Source organism: Pelomonas sp. Root405, assembly GCF_001425165.1.
In the GTDB taxonomy this organism is placed as follows: domain Bacteria; phylum Pseudomonadota; class Gammaproteobacteria; order Burkholderiales; family Burkholderiaceae_C; genus Pelomonas.
In genome coordinates, this window is sequence record NZ_LMDU01000012.1 from 574,011 (window position 1) to 590,109 (window position 16,099).

General features: G+C 70.0%; 12 protein-coding genes. 4 read left to right on the forward strand and 8 right to left on the reverse strand.

Annotation, left to right across the window (positions count from 1 at the left end; genetic code table 11):
• Positions 1-238: 238 nt before the first annotated feature.
• Positions 239-817: a PEP-CTERM sorting domain-containing protein gene (locus tag ASC81_RS15525; RefSeq protein ID WP_082536540.1), complete on the forward strand. Its 579-nt coding sequence runs from the start codon at positions 239-241 to the stop codon at positions 815-817.
• A gap of 517 nt (positions 818-1,334) precedes the next feature.
• Here ASC81_RS15525 and ASC81_RS15540 read toward each other — a convergent pair.
• The 3 genes from ASC81_RS15540 to ASC81_RS15550 all read right to left on the reverse strand — a co-directional run bounded on the left by ASC81_RS15540 (position 1,335) and on the right by ASC81_RS15550 (position 4,459).
• Positions 1,335-2,828, reverse strand: coding sequence for a CHAD domain-containing protein (locus ASC81_RS15540; RefSeq protein WP_056268843.1), 1,494 nt, complete (start codon positions 2,826-2,828; stop codon positions 1,335-1,337).
• A gap of 4 nt (positions 2,829-2,832) precedes the next feature.
• Entirely contained in the window at positions 2,833-3,492 is a 660-nt protein-coding gene (locus ASC81_RS15545) for a glutathione S-transferase (protein WP_056268844.1), read from the reverse strand.
• A 70-nt stretch (positions 3,493-3,562) separates the two neighbouring features.
• Positions 3,563-4,459, reverse strand: a complete 897-nt coding sequence (locus tag ASC81_RS15550; RefSeq protein ID WP_056268846.1) for a DMT family transporter — start codon at positions 4,457-4,459, stop codon at positions 3,563-3,565.
• Positions 4,460-4,477: 18 nt separating this feature from the next.
• Here ASC81_RS15550 and ASC81_RS15555 point away from each other — a divergent pair, with 18 nt between their 5' ends.
• Positions 4,478-5,635, forward strand: coding sequence for an FAD-binding oxidoreductase (locus tag ASC81_RS15555; RefSeq protein ID WP_056268848.1), 1,158 nt, complete (start codon positions 4,478-4,480; stop codon positions 5,633-5,635).
• On the opposite strand, the gene ASC81_RS15560 is transcribed toward ASC81_RS15555, so the two are convergent.
• From ASC81_RS15560 to glnE, 3 genes are all read right to left on the reverse strand, one after another.
• Positions 5,632-6,264: a hypothetical protein gene (locus ASC81_RS15560; RefSeq protein WP_056268850.1), complete on the reverse strand. Its 633-nt coding sequence runs from the start codon at positions 6,262-6,264 to the stop codon at positions 5,632-5,634. The two genes, ASC81_RS15555 and ASC81_RS15560, sit on opposite strands and share 4 nt — an antisense overlap.
• On the reverse strand, positions 6,254-6,847 hold the full coding sequence (gene rrtA / locus ASC81_RS15565; RefSeq protein WP_056268853.1) for a rhombosortase: 594 nt from the start codon (positions 6,845-6,847) through the stop codon (positions 6,254-6,256). The genes ASC81_RS15560 and rrtA overlap by 11 nt, the downstream gene beginning before the upstream one ends.
• 65 nt (positions 6,848-6,912) lie before the next feature.
• The gene (gene glnE, locus ASC81_RS15570) at positions 6,913-9,633 is read right to left on the reverse strand and encodes a bifunctional [glutamate--ammonia ligase]-adenylyl-L-tyrosine phosphorylase/[glutamate--ammonia-ligase] adenylyltransferase (RefSeq protein ID WP_056268855.1); all 2,721 of its coding nucleotides are present in this window, start codon (positions 9,631-9,633) and stop codon (positions 6,913-6,915) included.
• Between the two features lie 37 nt (positions 9,634-9,670).
• Between glnE and ASC81_RS15575 the strand changes: the two genes are divergently transcribed.
• Positions 9,671-13,744, forward strand: coding sequence for a YhdP family protein (locus ASC81_RS15575; RefSeq protein WP_162245905.1), 4,074 nt, complete (start codon positions 9,671-9,673; stop codon positions 13,742-13,744).
• Here the strand turns inward: ASC81_RS15575 and ASC81_RS15580 are convergent.
• Entirely contained in the window at positions 13,741-14,571 is an 831-nt protein-coding gene (locus ASC81_RS15580) for an ABC transporter substrate-binding protein (RefSeq protein ID WP_056268857.1), read from the reverse strand. The two genes, ASC81_RS15575 and ASC81_RS15580, sit on opposite strands and share 4 nt — an antisense overlap.
• A 103-nt stretch (positions 14,572-14,674) precedes the next feature.
• Here ASC81_RS15580 and ASC81_RS15585 point away from each other — a divergent pair, with 103 nt between their 5' ends.
• Entirely contained in the window at positions 14,675-15,469 is a 795-nt protein-coding gene (locus tag ASC81_RS15585) for a carbon-nitrogen hydrolase family protein (protein ID WP_056268859.1), read from the forward strand.
• A 7-nt stretch (positions 15,470-15,476) separates the two neighbouring features.
• Here the strand turns inward: ASC81_RS15585 and ASC81_RS15590 are convergent, their stop codons facing one another.
• Positions 15,477-16,034 (reverse strand): hypothetical protein, encoded by a 558-nt coding sequence (locus ASC81_RS15590; protein WP_056268860.1) that lies wholly within the window; start codon positions 16,032-16,034, stop codon positions 15,477-15,479.
• Between the last annotated feature and the right edge of the window lie 65 nt (positions 16,035-16,099).

A 16,099-nucleotide genomic window follows, 5' to 3' on the forward strand; every position in this document is an offset into this window, starting at 1 on the left:
GTTGCTGATGTAGCACACCATATCTCCGGCGCGGGGCGGCGACCTAACTGAAGGCGACGAGCTGCAGATTCGTGGGCATGGGCTGTCGGGTTCGTCGGTGTCGACATTCTTTACGTCGATCTACTTCACGCCACCTCTCCGATGAATTACACATTTTGAATCAACAACTTACTTTCATGGCCTGAAGCTTGCGTCGTGCCTAGAGACGCATGTCCGTCGCCTCGAAGGAGCCATCATCATGAAATTGAGTCAGATCGCCGCGGCAGCATGTCTGTGCCTCACCAGCCTGATCGCAAGCGCAGCCCCCGTCTCGATCACGCAGAACGACGTTTTGACGACGGGTGGCCAAGACATGAGCTTCGTCTTCAACGGCTTGGCCCCGTCCAATGGTGCTGGCGGCATGATCACGATCAGCCCAAGCGGCGGCCGGATCACCGGTCTGGACCTGAGCGGCGCATTTCCCTTAGAAGCTGAGCACTTCGAAGTCACGTTTGACGGCGTTTCTCAGGGCTTCTACAGCTGCGGTGGCGCTTCCAACAATGGCTCGACGGCCATTGGCGGTGCCACTGACAACAGCGGCAATTTCAACGATTGCGTTTTCTCGCTGTCACTGGGGTTGGCCGATTCTTTCCTGGCCGACGGCCTGCTGACGGTAGGCGTCTTGTTCGGGGCCGACGTGAGCACGTTTTCCCACGACGATGTGGTCAACGTCGCACTGGACTACGACTCTGGCTCGCGGATTCCCGAGCCTGCCTCCCTGGCGCTGGTGAGCCTGGCTCTGCTCGGCGCTGCCGCGACGCGCCGCAAGGCTCGCTGAACCAGCAGCCTGACGTACAAAGGGCGCCGCGGGTCACCGCGCGGCGCCCTTTTCCCTTTCTGGGGAGCTGCCATCCTCGCGGTGCGCGATGCGCATGCTGCTCATCACTGTCGACGGGCGCCGCAGCACGGCGGAACTGCAGAACATGCGCGCTCGCCCAAGTTCGCCGCGCAGGCGCTCGAAGAACTTCAGCGCGACGGTTTGTGATCACCGGCCTCCCTCTGCGCCTGCGGCAGCCTCCGCCGAAAACGACTTGCGCCGCTTGATGCGCGCCAAGATATTCGCTTTCTAGTTGGCCTGCCCTGTGGCCTGCCGTGATGCCGAACTGCGAGCTCGTGGTCGCGAGGTCAACAGCGAATCGTGCTTCCTGGATTGGCTGGCGGAAGCCTCCGCCCGCATCGAAGCCGTGTCGGATGGCGAGTGCGCGCAGTTGTTCCGCGACCGGGTAGCCAAGCGGCCGCTTGGCGCAGCCGTTCCTGCGTCCGTGTCGTAAAGGTTGAAGCGTCCGGCGCCGCGCTTAACGCGGCAACTTTTCGACGGCTACCAGCAGCTCCAGCGCTTCGCGCGCCTGCTCACGCGCTTCAGCCAACCGCGCGGTCAGCCAGCCGACGGCGAACCAGGCTTCCGGCTCGGTGGCGACGCGGGCCTGGTAGCTGTCGCGGGCGACGAACAGGTCGTTGATCTCGCCCAGCGCCTGCTGGGCCGAGGCCAGCACCAGCAGGTGCTGGCCGGCAGCCTTGCGGGGCAGCAGCGGCGCGAAGAACTCGAAGACATAGCGCTGGCGCTTCACGCGTTTGCGCAGCTCGTGCAGCGCGTCGGCGTCGAGGTCATCAAAGGCTTGGCAGCCGGCGACCAGGGCTTTGTGCCAGCGGCGCAGGCGCTGGCGGGCCAGGCGCTTCAACGGGTCGGCCGGCGCTTCGGTGGCGGGCTCAAGGCCGGTGCGCCAGGTGATCCAGGCCAGCAGCAGGCGCTGCGCATCATCGGCGCGGATGAGGGCCGTGGGGTCGGGTGCGTCGGTGGCCGCTGGCGTGGCCAGCGACGGCGCGCCCGCGCGCGCCAGTTCTGCGGCGGCACCACTGCCCAGCACGTCGCGGTCGCGCGTGGCGCCCAGCGCCGCGAACAGCGTGCGCAGGCCGTCGACGAGTTCAGCCGGCGGCTCGGCCACCCAGCCGCGGAAGGCGCGCAGCGCGCTGCGCAGCCGGCGAATGCCGACGCGCAATTGATGCACATGGTCGGGGCGCAGTGCGGGGTCGCCTTCTGAACCTTCAGCCAGGCCGATGGCATTGCGGCCGATCTGCGCCAGGCATTCGTCCAGCACGGCACCGCAGGCCTCGGTGGGCGTGGCGTCGGCGGCATAGCGCGGTGTCTTGGCCTTGCGCAGCGGCGCCTGGGGTTTGCCGCTCGACAGCCAGTGGCCGCGCTCGGCCTTGTTGCGCGGGTCGTGGATGAGGCCGAAGCGCTGGCGCCACCGCGCCACCAGCGCCAGCATCGCGGCGGGCGCGCCCGACACCAGCTCGAACTCCACCTCGCGCAGGCGCTGCACCGCGCTGTCGGCCAGCAGGCGGCCCTCGTCCAGGGCGATGTCGACCACGGCACCGCGCGTGCGCACGCGGCGCGTCAGCCGGCGCACCTGGGTCTGGAAGCGCACGCCGGGCTTCTGCCCCTGATTCCCGGCCTTGTCGAGCAGCGCCAGCAGTTCACCGCCCGGCGCCGTGTTGGCATGCGCGTTGGGGTCAGGGCTTGCGTCAGGGCGGATGACTTCGTGCTCGAAGCGCTCCAGCGAACTGCTGCCTGTCGCGGCCTTCAGGCCCTGCACCCAACGGCCGCCCTCGCGGCGCATGCGCCAGGCCAGGCCGGCGCGTGCCAGGCGCAGGTCGGGCGTGTCAAAGTAGCTGGCCGTCAGCCAGGCGCGCTGCGGTGTGCCGCGCCCGGCCAACTCGGCCGCCAATGCCGCGCGGGACGCCGCCGGCACGAGGAACTTCAGTTCGATCTCGACGTCAGGCGCGGGCAAGGGCTCAGCTCTTGGCGGCGAAGGAGCGCTCCTGGTCGGCCTTGCGGTCGGCCGCCACGGTCTGCGCATGCGGGCGCTCGCCGATCAGCTTGGCATAGGGCTTCCAGTCCACGCCGTCGGCAGCCAGCAGGTCTTCGCCGTAGACGATCTTGGTCGCCATGCCCACCAGCGGCAGGCTGACCCAGCCGGCGCAATCGGCCATCGTGAAGCTGTCGCCCGCAAGATAGGGGCCGAACTTGGCCAGGCGCTTGAAGGCCTTGATGTTCTCGGGCAGCACGCGGGCCACGCGCTGCTTGGTGCCGTCGCTGACCTTGCCGCCGAAGAAAGCCTCGGCGTACAGCTCGCGCGCCACCAGCTCCAGGTGCAGGTCCACGTAGACGATCAGTTCGCGAACTTTGGCGGCCTGGTAGGGGTCGGCGGGGATCAGCCTGGGCGTGTCGGGGTAGGCGGCTTCAAGGTAGTCGACGATGACCTGGCTCTCGCACAGCGCGCCCTGCGGCGTCTTGATGAAGGGCACCTTGCCCAGCGGCGACGCGCTCAGCACATCCTCGGCGTGGGAATGCGTCTTGACGTACTCCTCGGTGAAGGGGATGCCCTTCTCCAGCAGTGCCAGCTTGACCTTGTTGTAGTAGTTCGAGAGCGGGATGCCGCAGAGCGTGATCATGGGTGTCTCCTGGGGTGGGAAGCGCGCAGTCTATGCAGGCCGGTGTGGTGCCCCTGGCGCGACGGCGACATCAGCGCTGGCTGACCAGCACGATGCCGGCAGCCAGGGCCACCAGCGCCATGACGAGCCGCATGCTGATCCCTTCGCCCAGCAGCACTGCACCGGCCAGCAGACCGAACAGCGGCGTGCTCAGCGTGAACACGGCCAGTTTGGTGGCCGCGTAATGACGGATGAGCCAGAACCAGGCCAAGTAGCTGGCAAACGTCACGACGACGGCCTGAAAGCCGAACAGGCCGATGAGTCGCGGTGACCATTGCATCGGCAGCGCCTCGCCCGCCAGCACTGCCGCCGCGCACAGCGCCAGCGCCGATACGCCGAGCTGGTAGAGCAGCGTCTTCTCGGCCGGCGCCGAACTCAGCCGGGTGGCGCGGATGGCCAGCGTCGTGCCGCCCCACAGCACGGCCGCCAGCACGCCGAGCGCGTCGCCCCACCACTGTGTCGGCGTGCTGGGCGACGAGAAACCCTCTGCAAACGCGAACGCCACCGCGCCGAAGGCCAGCACCAGGCCGGCCCACTGCTTGCCCGACAGCTTCTCGCCGTGCGCAATCCACGGCATGCCCAGTGCCACGACGAAGGGTGACAGGTAGATGAAGACCACCATGCGCGAGGCGCTGGTGTACTGCAGGCCGACGAAGATGCAGGCGAACTCGGCCGCGAACAGCAGGCCGGCCAGCAGGCCGCCGCCCAGGCTGCCGTCGCGCTCGAACAGCTTGATGCCGCGCCACAGCGACCACGCCCACACCAGCAGTCCCGCGACGACCGAGCGCAGCCCCGCCTGCCACAGCGGCCCGATCTCCGTCAGCGCTGCCTTGGCGGCGACCTGGTTGATGCCCCACAGAAAGCAGCAAAGCAGCAGGATGGCAACGGCACGGGGATCGAGATGGGACTGGCGGGTCTGAGGACTCATGGCCCCTATGCTGCCAGCATGTCTGAAGTGACCCTGATTGGCGGTGGCGTGATGGGTGCCGCGACCGCCTGCTTCCTGGCCCGCGACCATGGCGCGGCCGTGACCGTCATCGAGCGCGACCCGTCCTATGCCCGTGCGTCCAGCTCGCTGTCGCTGAGCTCCATCCGCCAACAGTTCTCGCAGCCGGTCAACATGGCGCTGTCGAGGTGGAGCATCGACTTCCTGCGGCGAGTGGGCGACGAGCTGGCACTGCCCGACGACCGCCCCGGCATCGGCCTCGTGGAGCCGGGCTACCTCTATCTGGCGACAGAGGCGGGTGCGGCGCCGCTGCGGGCGGTGCATGCCGTGCAGCGCGCGCATGACGTCTACGTCGCGCTGCTTTCGCCCGCCGAGCTGGCGGCACGCTTTTCCTGGCTTGCCGTCGACGACCTCGCGCTGGGATCGCTGGGGCTCAGCGGCGAAGGCTGGTTCGACGGCCCGGCCCTGCACCGCGCCTTCCGCCTGAAAGCCAAGGCCTGCGGCGTGCGCTTCGTCGCGGCGGACGCGGTCGGCTTTGAAACCCGGGGCGACCGCGTGACCGGCGTGCGCTGCGCGGATGGCTCACGCGTCGATGGCGACGCCTTCGTCATCGCGGCGGGTTCCTGGAGCGCGCCGCTCGGTGCCGCACTCGGGTTCAGCCTGCCGGTCAGTGCTAAGAAGCGCGATGTCTTCGTGCTGGAGACGCCGGCCGCGCTGCCCGGCTGCCCGCTGGTCATTGATCCGAGCGGCTTCTGGTTCCGCACCGAAGGCTCGCTGATCCTGGCCGGCGGCCCGCCCCGCGGTGACGACGCCGACGACGCGCCGCTGCACGACATCGACCACGGCATGTTCGAAGAGCAGCTCTGGCCCACGCTGGCCGCGCGCGTGCCGTCGCTGGAGGCATTGCGCGTGCGTTCGGCCTGGGCCGGCTATTACGAGATGAACGCCTTCGACCACAACGGTCTGGCTGGCCGGCTGCCGGGGTGGGCGAATGCCTTCACGGCCTGCGGCTTCTCAGGCCACGGCATGCAGCAGTCGCCGGCGGTGGGTTGGTCGATGGCTCGCCTGATCGCGGGCCTGGACGCGCCGCTGATCGAGGCGCTGACACCGCAGCGCCTGCTCGACGCTCGGCCTCTCATCGAGGCCAACGTCATCTAGCGTTTGCGCACCCGCTTCTTGGCCGGCTCCTGCGTCTGCACAAAGCGCGTCGCCGTCAGCTTGTCCGACACCGAGGCAGTCTTGTTGTCCACATAACCCCAGTTGCGCATGGCCAGGCGCACTTCGGTGTCCGACGGGCTGGCCTCCGGGCCCTTGGCATGCACGACCCAGACGGTCTTGCAGATCATGTCGGCATGGAACTCGGCCATGCGCGGCAGCTCGGACGGGTTGCTCAGCACGGCTACCAGCATGCGCGCCTCGCGCACATTGGTGGTGATGCCGCCGGCCAGGGCTTCGGCGAGCGCCGGGTCCAGCGGGCCGACGGTGGGCCCGATCAGCAGGGCGGGGTTGTCGACGCTGACGCCGAGCTTGGCGGCCAGTGTGGGCGGCGGCGTCTGCAGCTTCTTCAGCCACTTGCCGGCTTCCTTCTCGCCCAGCACGAGGGCGACGGCTTCGTCGTCCACCTCGAACCTCAGGTCCTCGCCGTCGATGCGCAGGTTCTGCAGTGCGGCGATGGCCCACTTGCGCTTGATGTCGCCGCGCAAGACGACGGTGGTGGATTCGAGCAGGGCGGCGACCTCGGCGGTCTCCGTGCCTACACGGGCGGTGCAACTGGCTTCACGTCCCATGCGGGGGCCTCGGCGATCTTGATTGAATGAGCGCCATTGTCAGCGCCCACGCTATCACGCCCGCGACGGCGCCGCTGAGATGGGCAAAGGGCGCCACCGGGAAGTCGAAGCCCGCGGTGACGCGCAGCACCGGGCCGAGAGGCTGCTCCAAGGTCAGCTTGGCGGCGAGGCCCAGCGCGATGCCGGCGCCGATGAGGCGTTCGCGACCTGGCCGGGCCAGCAATGTCAGCGCCGCGATGACCGCCAGCGCATGGAGTTCGCCCGACAGACCGGCATAACGCTGCAACTCAGGTCGCAGCAGCAGGCCAGCCTGGGTCAGCGGCAGCGCGATGAGGCCGGCGATGGCCTCGACCCGGCAGAGTTGGGCGCGCCAGCCAAGCAGGGCCAGGACGGCGCAGCCGGCGAGGTTGGCGGCCAGGTGGAGGGGCGTCCAGTGGATGAAGGCGGCGGTGACGGCGCGCCAGGGTTGTGTCGCGATCGGGGTGGGCTGCCAGTCGAGCAGTTCTCTTGGCAGCGGCCAAGTGAGCAAGGACAGTGCGGCCAGTGCTGCGCAGAGCGTCAGCCAGCTCCACGTGCGGGTCATGCGAGGCCCATGCCGGGACGGGAACCGAAGGTTGGCTGAAGGCAAACCCCGGCCGGGCCTGGCCATCAACCAAAAACAGCGAGCCACAAGCTGCGCACGGCGTCCCGATGGGCAGCGAGCGGCGCCGCCGCCTCAGCCTCCAACGCCGTCGACTGCTCGTCCAACCGCGCCTTGTGCTGCACCCGCCTCAACTCGCGGTAAGCATTGGCAGCGGCCGACCCCACACCCACCGGCAGCAAGCCAGCCGCCTCGCATCGCAGCAGCAGGGCGATATTGCCCAGGTTGACCAGCAACTCCGGATGCGCCGCGCCATGGGCCAGTACTAGCGTCTGCACGGCGAACTCGGCGTCCATCATGCCGCCCTCGCTGTGCTTGACGTCGAAGAGGCCGTCGCGCACCTGCCGCGCCGCGCGGACCTTCTCGCGCATCGCCTGCACCTCGCGCTTCAAGGCCGCGGCATCGCGTGGTGCGGTCAGCACTTGGCGGCGCACGCCCTCGCAGCGTTCCGCCATGTCGGCGTTGCCGGCGCAGAAGCGCGCCCGCGTGATGGCTTGGTGTTCCCAGGTCCAGGCGGTGTTGCTGCCACGGCCCGTCTGATACGCCTCGAAGTGCGCCAGCGAGGTGACCAGCAGGCCGGAGTTGCCGTTGGGTCGCAGCGCCGTGTCGATGTCGAACAGCTCACCGGCCGCGGTGCGCAGCGTCAGCCAGGTGATGAGGCGGCGCACGAAGGCGCCGTAGATCTCCGACGCGTTCTCGTCGTCGTCATCGAAGACGAACACCACGTCCAGGTCGCCGCCATAGCCCAGCTCCTTGCCGCCGAGCTTGCCGTAGGCGATGACGGCCAGGCGCGGGTCGGCGCGGTGGGCCCTGCCGAAGCGCGCCCAGGCCCATTGAATGGCAATCTGCAGCACCGCGTCGGCCAGCAGCGACAGGTCGTCGGCCACCTGCTCGACGGTGATGCGGCCCTCGAGGTCGCGCACCAGCGTGCGGAAGACCTCGGCGTGGTGGGCGCGGCGAAGCGTGTCTAGCAGCGCCTCCTCGTCGGCCTCGCCGCTGCGCTCCCAACCCTGCTCGCGCTCCAGCAGGTCGGTGATGAAGGCCTCGCGGTCGAAGCGGGCGGTCAGCAGCAGCGGGTCGGCCAGCTCGTCGATGACGCCGGGGTGCTGCATCAGGTAGCGCATCGGCCAACGCGCCAGGCCCAGCAGGCGCAGCAGGCGCTGTTGCACGGCGGGGCGCTCGACGAGCAGGGCCAGATAACTTTCGCGGCGCAGCAGCGGGCCGACCCAGTCGACGAAGCGCTGTGCCGCATCCAGCGAGCATTCCTCGGCCGCCACGGCCTGGGCCGCGCGGTGGAACAGCTTGGCCAGGCGCTGGCGCGACTCCTCGCGCAGGCCCTGCACGCGCGGCGTGTCGGCCAGCGCGCGCACGGCGGTGGCCAGCGGCGGCGGCAGGCCGGCCAGGAAGTCCTCGCCATCCACGGCAGGCTTGGGGCCGCCGCACTGGCCGCCTTTGCACCCGCCTTGTGGCTTGCCGCCTTCGTGCAGCAGCGCGTCGAACTCGGTCGCGACCAGCTCGCGCACTTCACCGAGCTGGCAGAACAACTCACACGAATCACGTGTGCACTTAAGGCCCAGCGACGCGGCAATCCAGGCCAGGTCGGCGTCGCCCTGTGGCAGGCAATGCGTCTGCTGGTCGTCCAGGAACTGGATGCGATGCTCGACGCGACGCAGGAAGACATAGGCCTCGCTGAGCTTGTGGGCAGTCTCCGCCTTCATCAGCCCGCCGGCAGCCAACTGGGCCAGCGCCTTGACGGTGGAGCGGGTGCGGATCTCGGGGAACTGGCCGCCGCGCACCACCTGCAGCAGCTGCACGATGAACTCGATCTCGCGGATGCCGCCGCGTGACAGCTTGACGTCGTTGGCCCGCTCGGGCCGGCCAGCGGCGCGCGCCTTGGCCTCGCTGCGGATCTTGCCGTGCAACTGGCGCAGGCCTTCGAAGACACCGTAGTCCAGATAGCGGCGGTAGACGAAGGGCGTCACGAGGTGGCGCAGCGCCAGCGTGCGCGCATCGCCCGGCCCGCCGGGGCCGCCCAGTGGCGCGACGACGCGGCTCTTCAGCCACGCAAAGCGCTCCCACTCGCGGCCCTGTACAAGGAAATACTCCTCCAGCATGCCCAGGCTCACGACCGGCGGGCCGCTCTTGCCGTTGGGCCGCAGCGCCAGGTCGACGCGAAAGACCTGACCGTCGTCGGTGACGTCGCCGATCAGCGCGTAGAGCCGCTTGGCCACCGAAGAGAAATACTCATGCGCCGAGGTCGGCCGCGGGCCGTGCGTGGCGCCGTCGTCCTCGTAGACATAGATCAGATCGATGTCCGACGACACATTCAGCTCGCGTGCGCCGAGCTTGCCCATGCCCAGCACCCAAAAGGCGATGTCTGCGCCGTCGGCCGTGCGCGGCTCGCCATGGATGGCGTCGAGTTCCCGGCGCGCATCGGCCAGGGCCAGGTCCAGCGTCACTTCCGCGAGATGCGTCATCGCCGCCGTGACATCTTCCACGCTCGCGCCCTGTTCGATGTCCAGCACGGCGAGGCGCTCCAGCACCAGATGGCGGGCCACGCGCAGGGCGCTCGCCAGCGGCCGGCTCGCGCCCAGCGTGTCGATCAGCGCCGCGATGACGGCGCGGTCGGGCAGGCCCGGCGCCAGCAGCGGCAGCTCGACCGCATAACGGCGGCGAACCCGCTGCACATAGCGACTGTGCTCAGCAAAAACGGGAAACAGTTGGCTCATGACCCTGTGCTAGATTGACCGCCGGCCGATTTCTCACGTGCCCCAAGACAACGTGTCTGACTTCTTCTCGGCCGCCCTCCATCAATGCACCCGCGCCTCGCGCTGGCCCTTGCGCCTGTGCTGGCACAGCCTGCGCTGGGCGCTGCTGGTCCTGGCGCTGCTCTGGGCGCTGGGGGTGGTGGCCTGGTCTGTATTGCACTGGGCCATTCTCCCGCACGCCAATGACTGGCGCCCCTGGCTGGAAAAGGAAGCCTCAAAGGCCCTGGGGGTAGAGCTGCGCATCGGCCGCATCACCGTCGAGTCCGGCGGCTGGATGCCCCGCATGGAGCTGGGCGACGTGCAGGTGCTGGACGCAGCCGGCCGGCCCGCGCTGCGGCTGCCGCGCGTGGCCGCGGTGCTGTCGGCCCAGTCGCTGCTGGCGCTGGAGCCGCGCTTCTCGCAGCTGCTGGTGGACAGGCCCGAGATCATCATCCGGCGCGACGCGCAGGGCCGCATCTTCATCGCCGGCCTCGGCCTGGACGAGGACGAGGCCGAGCGCGCCGACGCCGGCACCACGGATGCGGGCATGGACTGGCTGTTCAGCCAGCCCGAGCTGGCCGTCGTCAACGGCCGGGTGCGCTGGGTCGATGAGAAGCGCGCCGGCACCCGGCCGCTGGAGCTGTCCGAACTCAACTTCGTCATGCGCAACGGCCTGCGCCGCCATGACCTGCGTCTGGACGCGACGCCGCCTGCCGACTGGGGCCAGCGCTTCACGCTGCGCGGCCAGTTCACGCAAAGCCTGCTGAAGCGGCCGGGCCAGTTCCAGCACTGGAGCGGCCAGCTCTATGCCGAGCTGCCGCGTGCCGACCTCAGCCAGCTCAGGCGCCATGTCGACCTGCCTTTCCAGCTCAGCGAGGGCGACGGCGCCGTGCGTGCCTGGGGTCAGATCAGGGACGGCGAGCCGGTCGGCGCGACGCTGGACCTGGCCCTGCGTTCGGTGCGGCTCAAACTGCTCGATTCGACGCCCGCGCTGGACTTGGAACACATTGAGGGGCGGCTGGATCTGGCGCGCGGCAAGGGCGCCTTGAGCCTGCAGGCGCACCAGCTCGGCTTCGTCAGCAAGGACAAGGACGGCGGCGGCATCGTCTGGCCGCGCTCGGACTGGGGCGTGGCCCTGCAGCTTGGCAAGGCCGACGAAGTGCTGGGCGGCGAGGTCAACGCCCAGCGGCTGGACTTCGCGCTGATGGCCCAGATCGCCCAGCGCCTGCCGCTCGGCGAGCGCGCCCACGTGCTGCTGGCCGAGCTGGAACCGCGCGGTGTGCTGACGGCACTCGGCGCCCAGTGGCAGGGCGCGCTGCACGCGCCGCGCAGCTACCGCGTCAAGGCCCAGCTCGACGGGCTGGCCATTGCGGCCCGGCACAGCGAGCGCGAAGGCCAGCTCGGCCGTCCGGGCCTGCGCGGGGCCAGCCTGACGCTGGACGCCAGCGAGCGCGGCGGCTCGGCCCAGCTGGCCGTGCAGGATGGTGAGGTCGAGCTGCCGGGGCTGTTCGAGGACCCGCGGCTACCCATCACGCGGCTGTCCACGCAGATGGTCTGGCAGCTGCCTCAGCAGGGTGGCAAGACCCCGGGCGAGGTCGAGATCAAGCTGCGCGATCTGCAGCTGCAAACGCCCGACCTGAGCGGCGAATTTGACGTGACGTGGCGGCGCACGGCGGGCGCAGTCACGCCGGGCTTCCTGGACCTGAGCGGCAAGGCACAGCGGGTCGAAGCCACGCGCGTGGCGCGCTACATCCCACAGAGCCTGCCCGCCACGCGCAGCTATGTCTCGCGCGCCATCCTCGGCGGCGAGGCCCGTAATGTCAGCGTGCGCATCAAGGGCGAGCTGGCCGACTTTCCCTTCGACGCGCCAAGGTCCAGCGGCATCTTCCGTGTCGCGACGCAAGCCCAGGGCGTGACGCTGGCCTATGTGCCGCACAGCGACGTCGGCACCAACTGGCCCGTCATGGAGGGCGTGGACGCCGAGCTGGTCTTCGAGCGCGCCGGCATGCAGATCAAGGACGGCCGCGCCAAGGTGCTGGGCTATGAACTCAGCGGCGTCAATGGCGGCATCAAGGACCTGCACCGGGGTCGCGTGCTGCAGATCGACGGCAACGGCCGCGGCGCCGGCACCGACCTGCTGCGCTATGTGCGCGCCTCGCCGCTGGATGAATGGCTGGGCCATGCGCTGAGCACCACCTCGGCGCAGGGCACGGTCGGGCTCAAGCTCGGCATCACGCTGCCGCTGGACGACACCCGGCAGACGACGCTCAAGGGCCAGCTCCAGCTTGGCGGCGTGGACCTCAGGCTGCGCCCCGAACTGCCCGCGCTGGGTGGCGTGCGCGGCCGCATCGACTTCGACCAGGAGCGCCTGCAATTGGCCGGCGTGACGGCACGGCTGCTGGGCGGCGATGCCGGCATCGAAGGCGGCACGCAGCCCGGCGGCGGCCTTCGTTTCGCCGTGCAGGGTCAGGCCACTGCCGAAGGCCTGCGCCGCGCCACCGAGCTCGGTGCGGTCACCCGCCTCGCCCAGGCCGCCAGCGGCCAGACGGCCTATCGCTTCCAGCTCGCCATCCCGAAGGAGGGCGACCCCTCGCTGAGTGTCACCAGCACGCTGCAAGGACTGGCCCTCGATCTGCCGGCGCCCGCGCGCAAGGAGGCCGAGAGCCAGCTGCCGCTGCGCCTGCTGATGACGCCCACTGGCGCCGGCCGCGACGAGCTGCGCCTGGAGGTGGGCAGCAGCGCGGCGCCGCTGTTGCAGGCCCAGCTGCAGCGCGATGTGTCGGGCGCCAGTTCGCAGGTGCTGCGCGGCGTGCTGGCGGTGCAGGACAAGCTGCCGGCCCTGCCTGCTTCCGGCGTCCTGCTGCAGGTCAATGTGGCGACGCTCGACCTCGACGCCTGGCAGCAGCGCCTGGGCGGCCTGGCCGGCGGCGGCACCGTTGACGACGGCGCCGATGGTGGCAACGGCGGGCTGCTGCCCAGCCAGATCGCGCTGCGCAGCCAGGCACTCAAGATCGCCGGCCGCCAGCTCGGGCGCGCCTCGGCCATGGTGGCGCGTGATGGCGCCAACTGGCGCGTCAACATCGACGCCGAGCAGATCTCCGGCCGCATCGACCTCAAGGGCGTCAAGGCTGGCCAGATCGACGCCGTGCAGGCACGGCTGGTGCGGCTGTCGCTGCCGCGCCAGGAGGCCGAGTCGGTCAGCGAGCTGATCGACCCCGCCAAGGCTGATGCGGGCAGCGGGCCGCTGCCGTCGCTGGACATCGTCGTCGACGATTTCGAGCTGCGCGGCAAGCGGCTGGGCCGGCTGGAAGTGCTGGCCCAGGCGCCGGCCGCCGCACGCGACTGGAAGCTGGACAAGCTGCAGATCCAGTCGCCCGATGCGACGCTGAACGCGACCGGCCGATGGATCAGCGAGCCGGGCGCGCGCCGCCGCACCCTGCTCGACTGGAAGCTCGACATCGCCGACGGCGGCAAGCTGCTGGAGCGCCTGGGCCAGGGCGACAAGGACAACCCCGTGCTGCGTGGCGGCAAGGGCGTGATGGCCGGCCAGGTTGGCTGGGACGGCTCGCCGCTGGCACCGCACTACGCCAGCATGGCCGGCGCCCTCAACATCCAGCTCGACACCGGCACCTTCCTCAAGGCCGAGCCCGGCGTCGGCCGACTGCTCGGCGTGCTCAGCCTGCAGTCGCTGCCGCGCCGGCTGCTGCTGGACTTCCGCGACGTGTTTGCCGAAGGCTTCACCTTCGACGGCGTGACCGGTGACGTCAAGATCGCCGCGGGCGTGGCGCGCAGCGACAACATCCGCATCCGCGGCCTGCAGGCGGCCGTGCTGGTCGAAGGCAGCACCGACCTGGCGGCCGAGACGCAGAAGCTGCGCGTCGTCGTCGTGCCCGAGGTGTCCGCCGGCGGCGCCTCGCTGGCCTATGCGGCCATCAACCCGGCCATTGCGCTGGGTGCCTTCCTGGCGCAATGGATCCTGAGCCGTCCGATGGCTGCGGCCAACACGCGCGAGTTCCACATCACGGGCAGTTGGAACGATCCCAAGGTGGAGAAGGTCGACGGCCCGGCGGCCAAGGCGGCGAGCGCGCCTTAGTCGAGCGCCTTGAGCTGCAGGCGCAGGCCCTTGAAGTTGCGCATCTGCGCGAGGGCGTCCTTGAGGCCCGGCTCGGTCATGAACAGGGCGTCGAAGCTACCGTCGGCCGCTGCCAGCGCCAGGCCGCGCTGCAGCCGCTCGGCCAGCTGGGGCTTGTCGCTGGCGACGAAAAAATAGAGCGGCTGCTTGTACTGCAGCGCCAGGCCTGGCAGCTCGGCAAAGCCCTCGTCGACATGAAAGGCCAGCTCGGCGTCGATCTCCTCGCGGGTGCGCGGAATGAAGTCGAAGCGGTCGGCCTTGAGCATGCGGAACAGCAGCTCGAACTTGGGCGTCGTCTCGACGACAAAGCCATTGGCCCGCAGGATCTGCGTGTCGCTCCAGAAGGTGCCGGCGCCGGCCCGCAACCGGCGCAGCGCTGCCAGCGTCCTGACCGAGCGCAGGGTGGGCAGATCGGCGGCGCGCACAAGCAGGAAGCGCAGCTCGTTCGTGCCCTTGAGCAGGTTGAAGCGCACCGGCAGCGCCTGCGCCTCGCGCTCGGGCGTCGTGGTGCTCCACAGCACGTCCAGCTGGCCGTGCTGCAGCATGTGGCGCAGCCGCGGCCGCGGTACGCCGGGCGGCGCATGGATCAGGGTCGGCGGCCCCTCGCCATCGGCCGTCTTGGCCAGGGCCAGCTTCAACGCTTCGACATAGAAGGCCCCGTGGGCGCTGTAGGCCTGCGGGTCGGGCAGGCGCAAAGTCAGCGGCGCGCCGGTCGCGCGGACCGGAGGCAGCGCGGCGGCAAGCGGCAGGGCCAGCAGCTGGCGGCGCAGGCAGGAAGGGAGCGGCATGGCCTTCCGATTCTCATCCGCCCGGCGTCCGCCCGGATCGGCAAGGCGGGTCGGCCGTGACATCCGCCGCGGTGCGCCTGGCGGCAGCGCTAGCATTCGTGCCATGAAGATCGCCGCGCTCCAGATGGTCTCCGGCCCCGACGTGGCCGCCAACCTTGCCACCGCACGCCGCTTGCTGGAAGACGCCGCCCGCCGCGGCGCAGAGCTGGCGGCCCTGCCCGAGTATTTCTGCCTGATGGGCATGCAGGACAGCGACAAGATCGCGCTGGCCGAGGTGGAAGGCGACGGCGCCATCCAGGCCATGCTGGCCGCCGCTGCGCACGACCTGGGGTTGTGGATCATCGGCGGCACGCTGCCGATCAAGTCGACGACCAGCGAGCGCGTGCGCAACTCGACGCTGGTGTTCTCGCCCGGCGGCGAGCGCGTGGCGCGCTACGACAAGATCCATCTGTTCGCCTTCGACAACGGCCGCGAGAGCTATGACGAGGGCCGCGTGCTGGAGCCTGGCAACCAGCCGACCAGCTTCGACGCCGGTGGGGTCAAGGTCGGCCTGTCGGTCTGCTACGACCTGCGCTTCCCGGAGCTCTACCGTACCTATGCCGGCTGCGATCTGCTGGCCGTGCCGGCCGCCTTCACCTACACGACGGGGCAGGCGCACTGGGAGCTGCTGCTGCGCGCCCGCGCCGTTGAGAACCAGTGTTATGTCGTCGCCCCCGCCCAGGGCGGCCAGCATGCCAACGGCCGCCGCACCTGGGGCCATAGCATGATCGTCGACCCCTGGGGCCAGGTGCTCAGCGTGCTGGCCGAAGGCGAGGGCGCAGTCGTCGCCGAGGTCGACCCGGCCCGGCTGACCCAGGTGCGCCAGCAGCTGCCGGCCCTGGGCCACCGCAAGCTCTGAGCCTGGCCTAAGGCCGCAGCGTGACGAGGTCGCGCAGCAGCAGGTCGATGTTGGCGCGCAGCGCGCGTTCGTTGGCGATGCGCAGCCGCTCGTTGGGCGACAGCACGGCCTCGGTGAAGCCGGCGTCGTCGGTGTTGGCGATGCGACGCTGGTAGACGATGCGGCCACCGCTGGCGGTGTCGACCAGCGTGTAGCGCACCGCCACGCCCACCGTCACGCCGATGGCCGGCACCAACGGCTGGTCGAGTTGCAGCAGTTCGGCCTGCAGCTCAAAGCGCGGCGCCGGCTCGGGCGAGGGCGGCTTCATGCCGACTGTATGAAGCGATTCGTCGAGGGCCTGTTGCAGCGCCCGCGCGCTGACCTTGGACCCCCACCAGCGACCGGTCTCCTGCCCACCCTTGACGGGCGCGAGGCCGACCCGGGCCTTCAGCGCGTCCGGTACCCAGCCGCGGATTTGCAGCGCGTCTGCGGCGGTGATGGCCATGGGCAGCGGCTGGCTGGGCGTGCCGCAGCCGGCCAGCAACAGGGCCAGCAGCGCGGCAGGGAGGAGGGCAAGGCGTGACATGCGTGGCCGATGCTAGGCCGGATCACGGTCGCGGAAGGCCCGAAAAAGGCGTGCGCGGGCGGCCT

Excerpts from the sequence above, each read along its gene's own strand:
- ASC81_RS15590 (WP_056268860.1), bottom strand. The coding sequence starts at position 16,034 with ATGTCACGCCTTGCCCTCCTCCCTGCCGCGCTGCTGGCCCTGTTGCTG.
- ASC81_RS15585 (WP_056268859.1), top strand. The coding sequence starts at position 14,675 with ATGAAGATCGCCGCGCTCCAGATGGTCTCCGGCCCCGACGTGGCCGCC.
- ASC81_RS15525 (WP_082536540.1), top strand. The coding sequence starts at position 239 with ATGAAATTGAGTCAGATCGCCGCGGCAGCATGTCTGTGCCTCACCAGC.
- ASC81_RS15560 (WP_056268850.1), bottom strand. The coding sequence starts at position 6,264 with ATGGGACGTGAAGCCAGTTGCACCGCCCGTGTAGGCACGGAGACCGCC.
- ASC81_RS15555 (WP_056268848.1), top strand. The coding sequence starts at position 4,478 with ATGTCTGAAGTGACCCTGATTGGCGGTGGCGTGATGGGTGCCGCGACC.
- ASC81_RS15550 (WP_056268846.1), bottom strand. The coding sequence starts at position 4,459 with ATGAGTCCTCAGACCCGCCAGTCCCATCTCGATCCCCGTGCCGTTGCC.
- ASC81_RS15545 (WP_056268844.1), bottom strand. The coding sequence starts at position 3,492 with ATGATCACGCTCTGCGGCATCCCGCTCTCGAACTACTACAACAAGGTC.
- rrtA (WP_056268853.1), bottom strand. The coding sequence starts at position 6,847 with ATGACCCGCACGTGGAGCTGGCTGACGCTCTGCGCAGCACTGGCCGCA.
- glnE (WP_056268855.1), bottom strand. The coding sequence starts at position 9,633 with ATGAGCCAACTGTTTCCCGTTTTTGCTGAGCACAGTCGCTATGTGCAG.
- ASC81_RS15580 (WP_056268857.1), bottom strand. The coding sequence starts at position 14,571 with ATGCCGCTCCCTTCCTGCCTGCGCCGCCAGCTGCTGGCCCTGCCGCTT.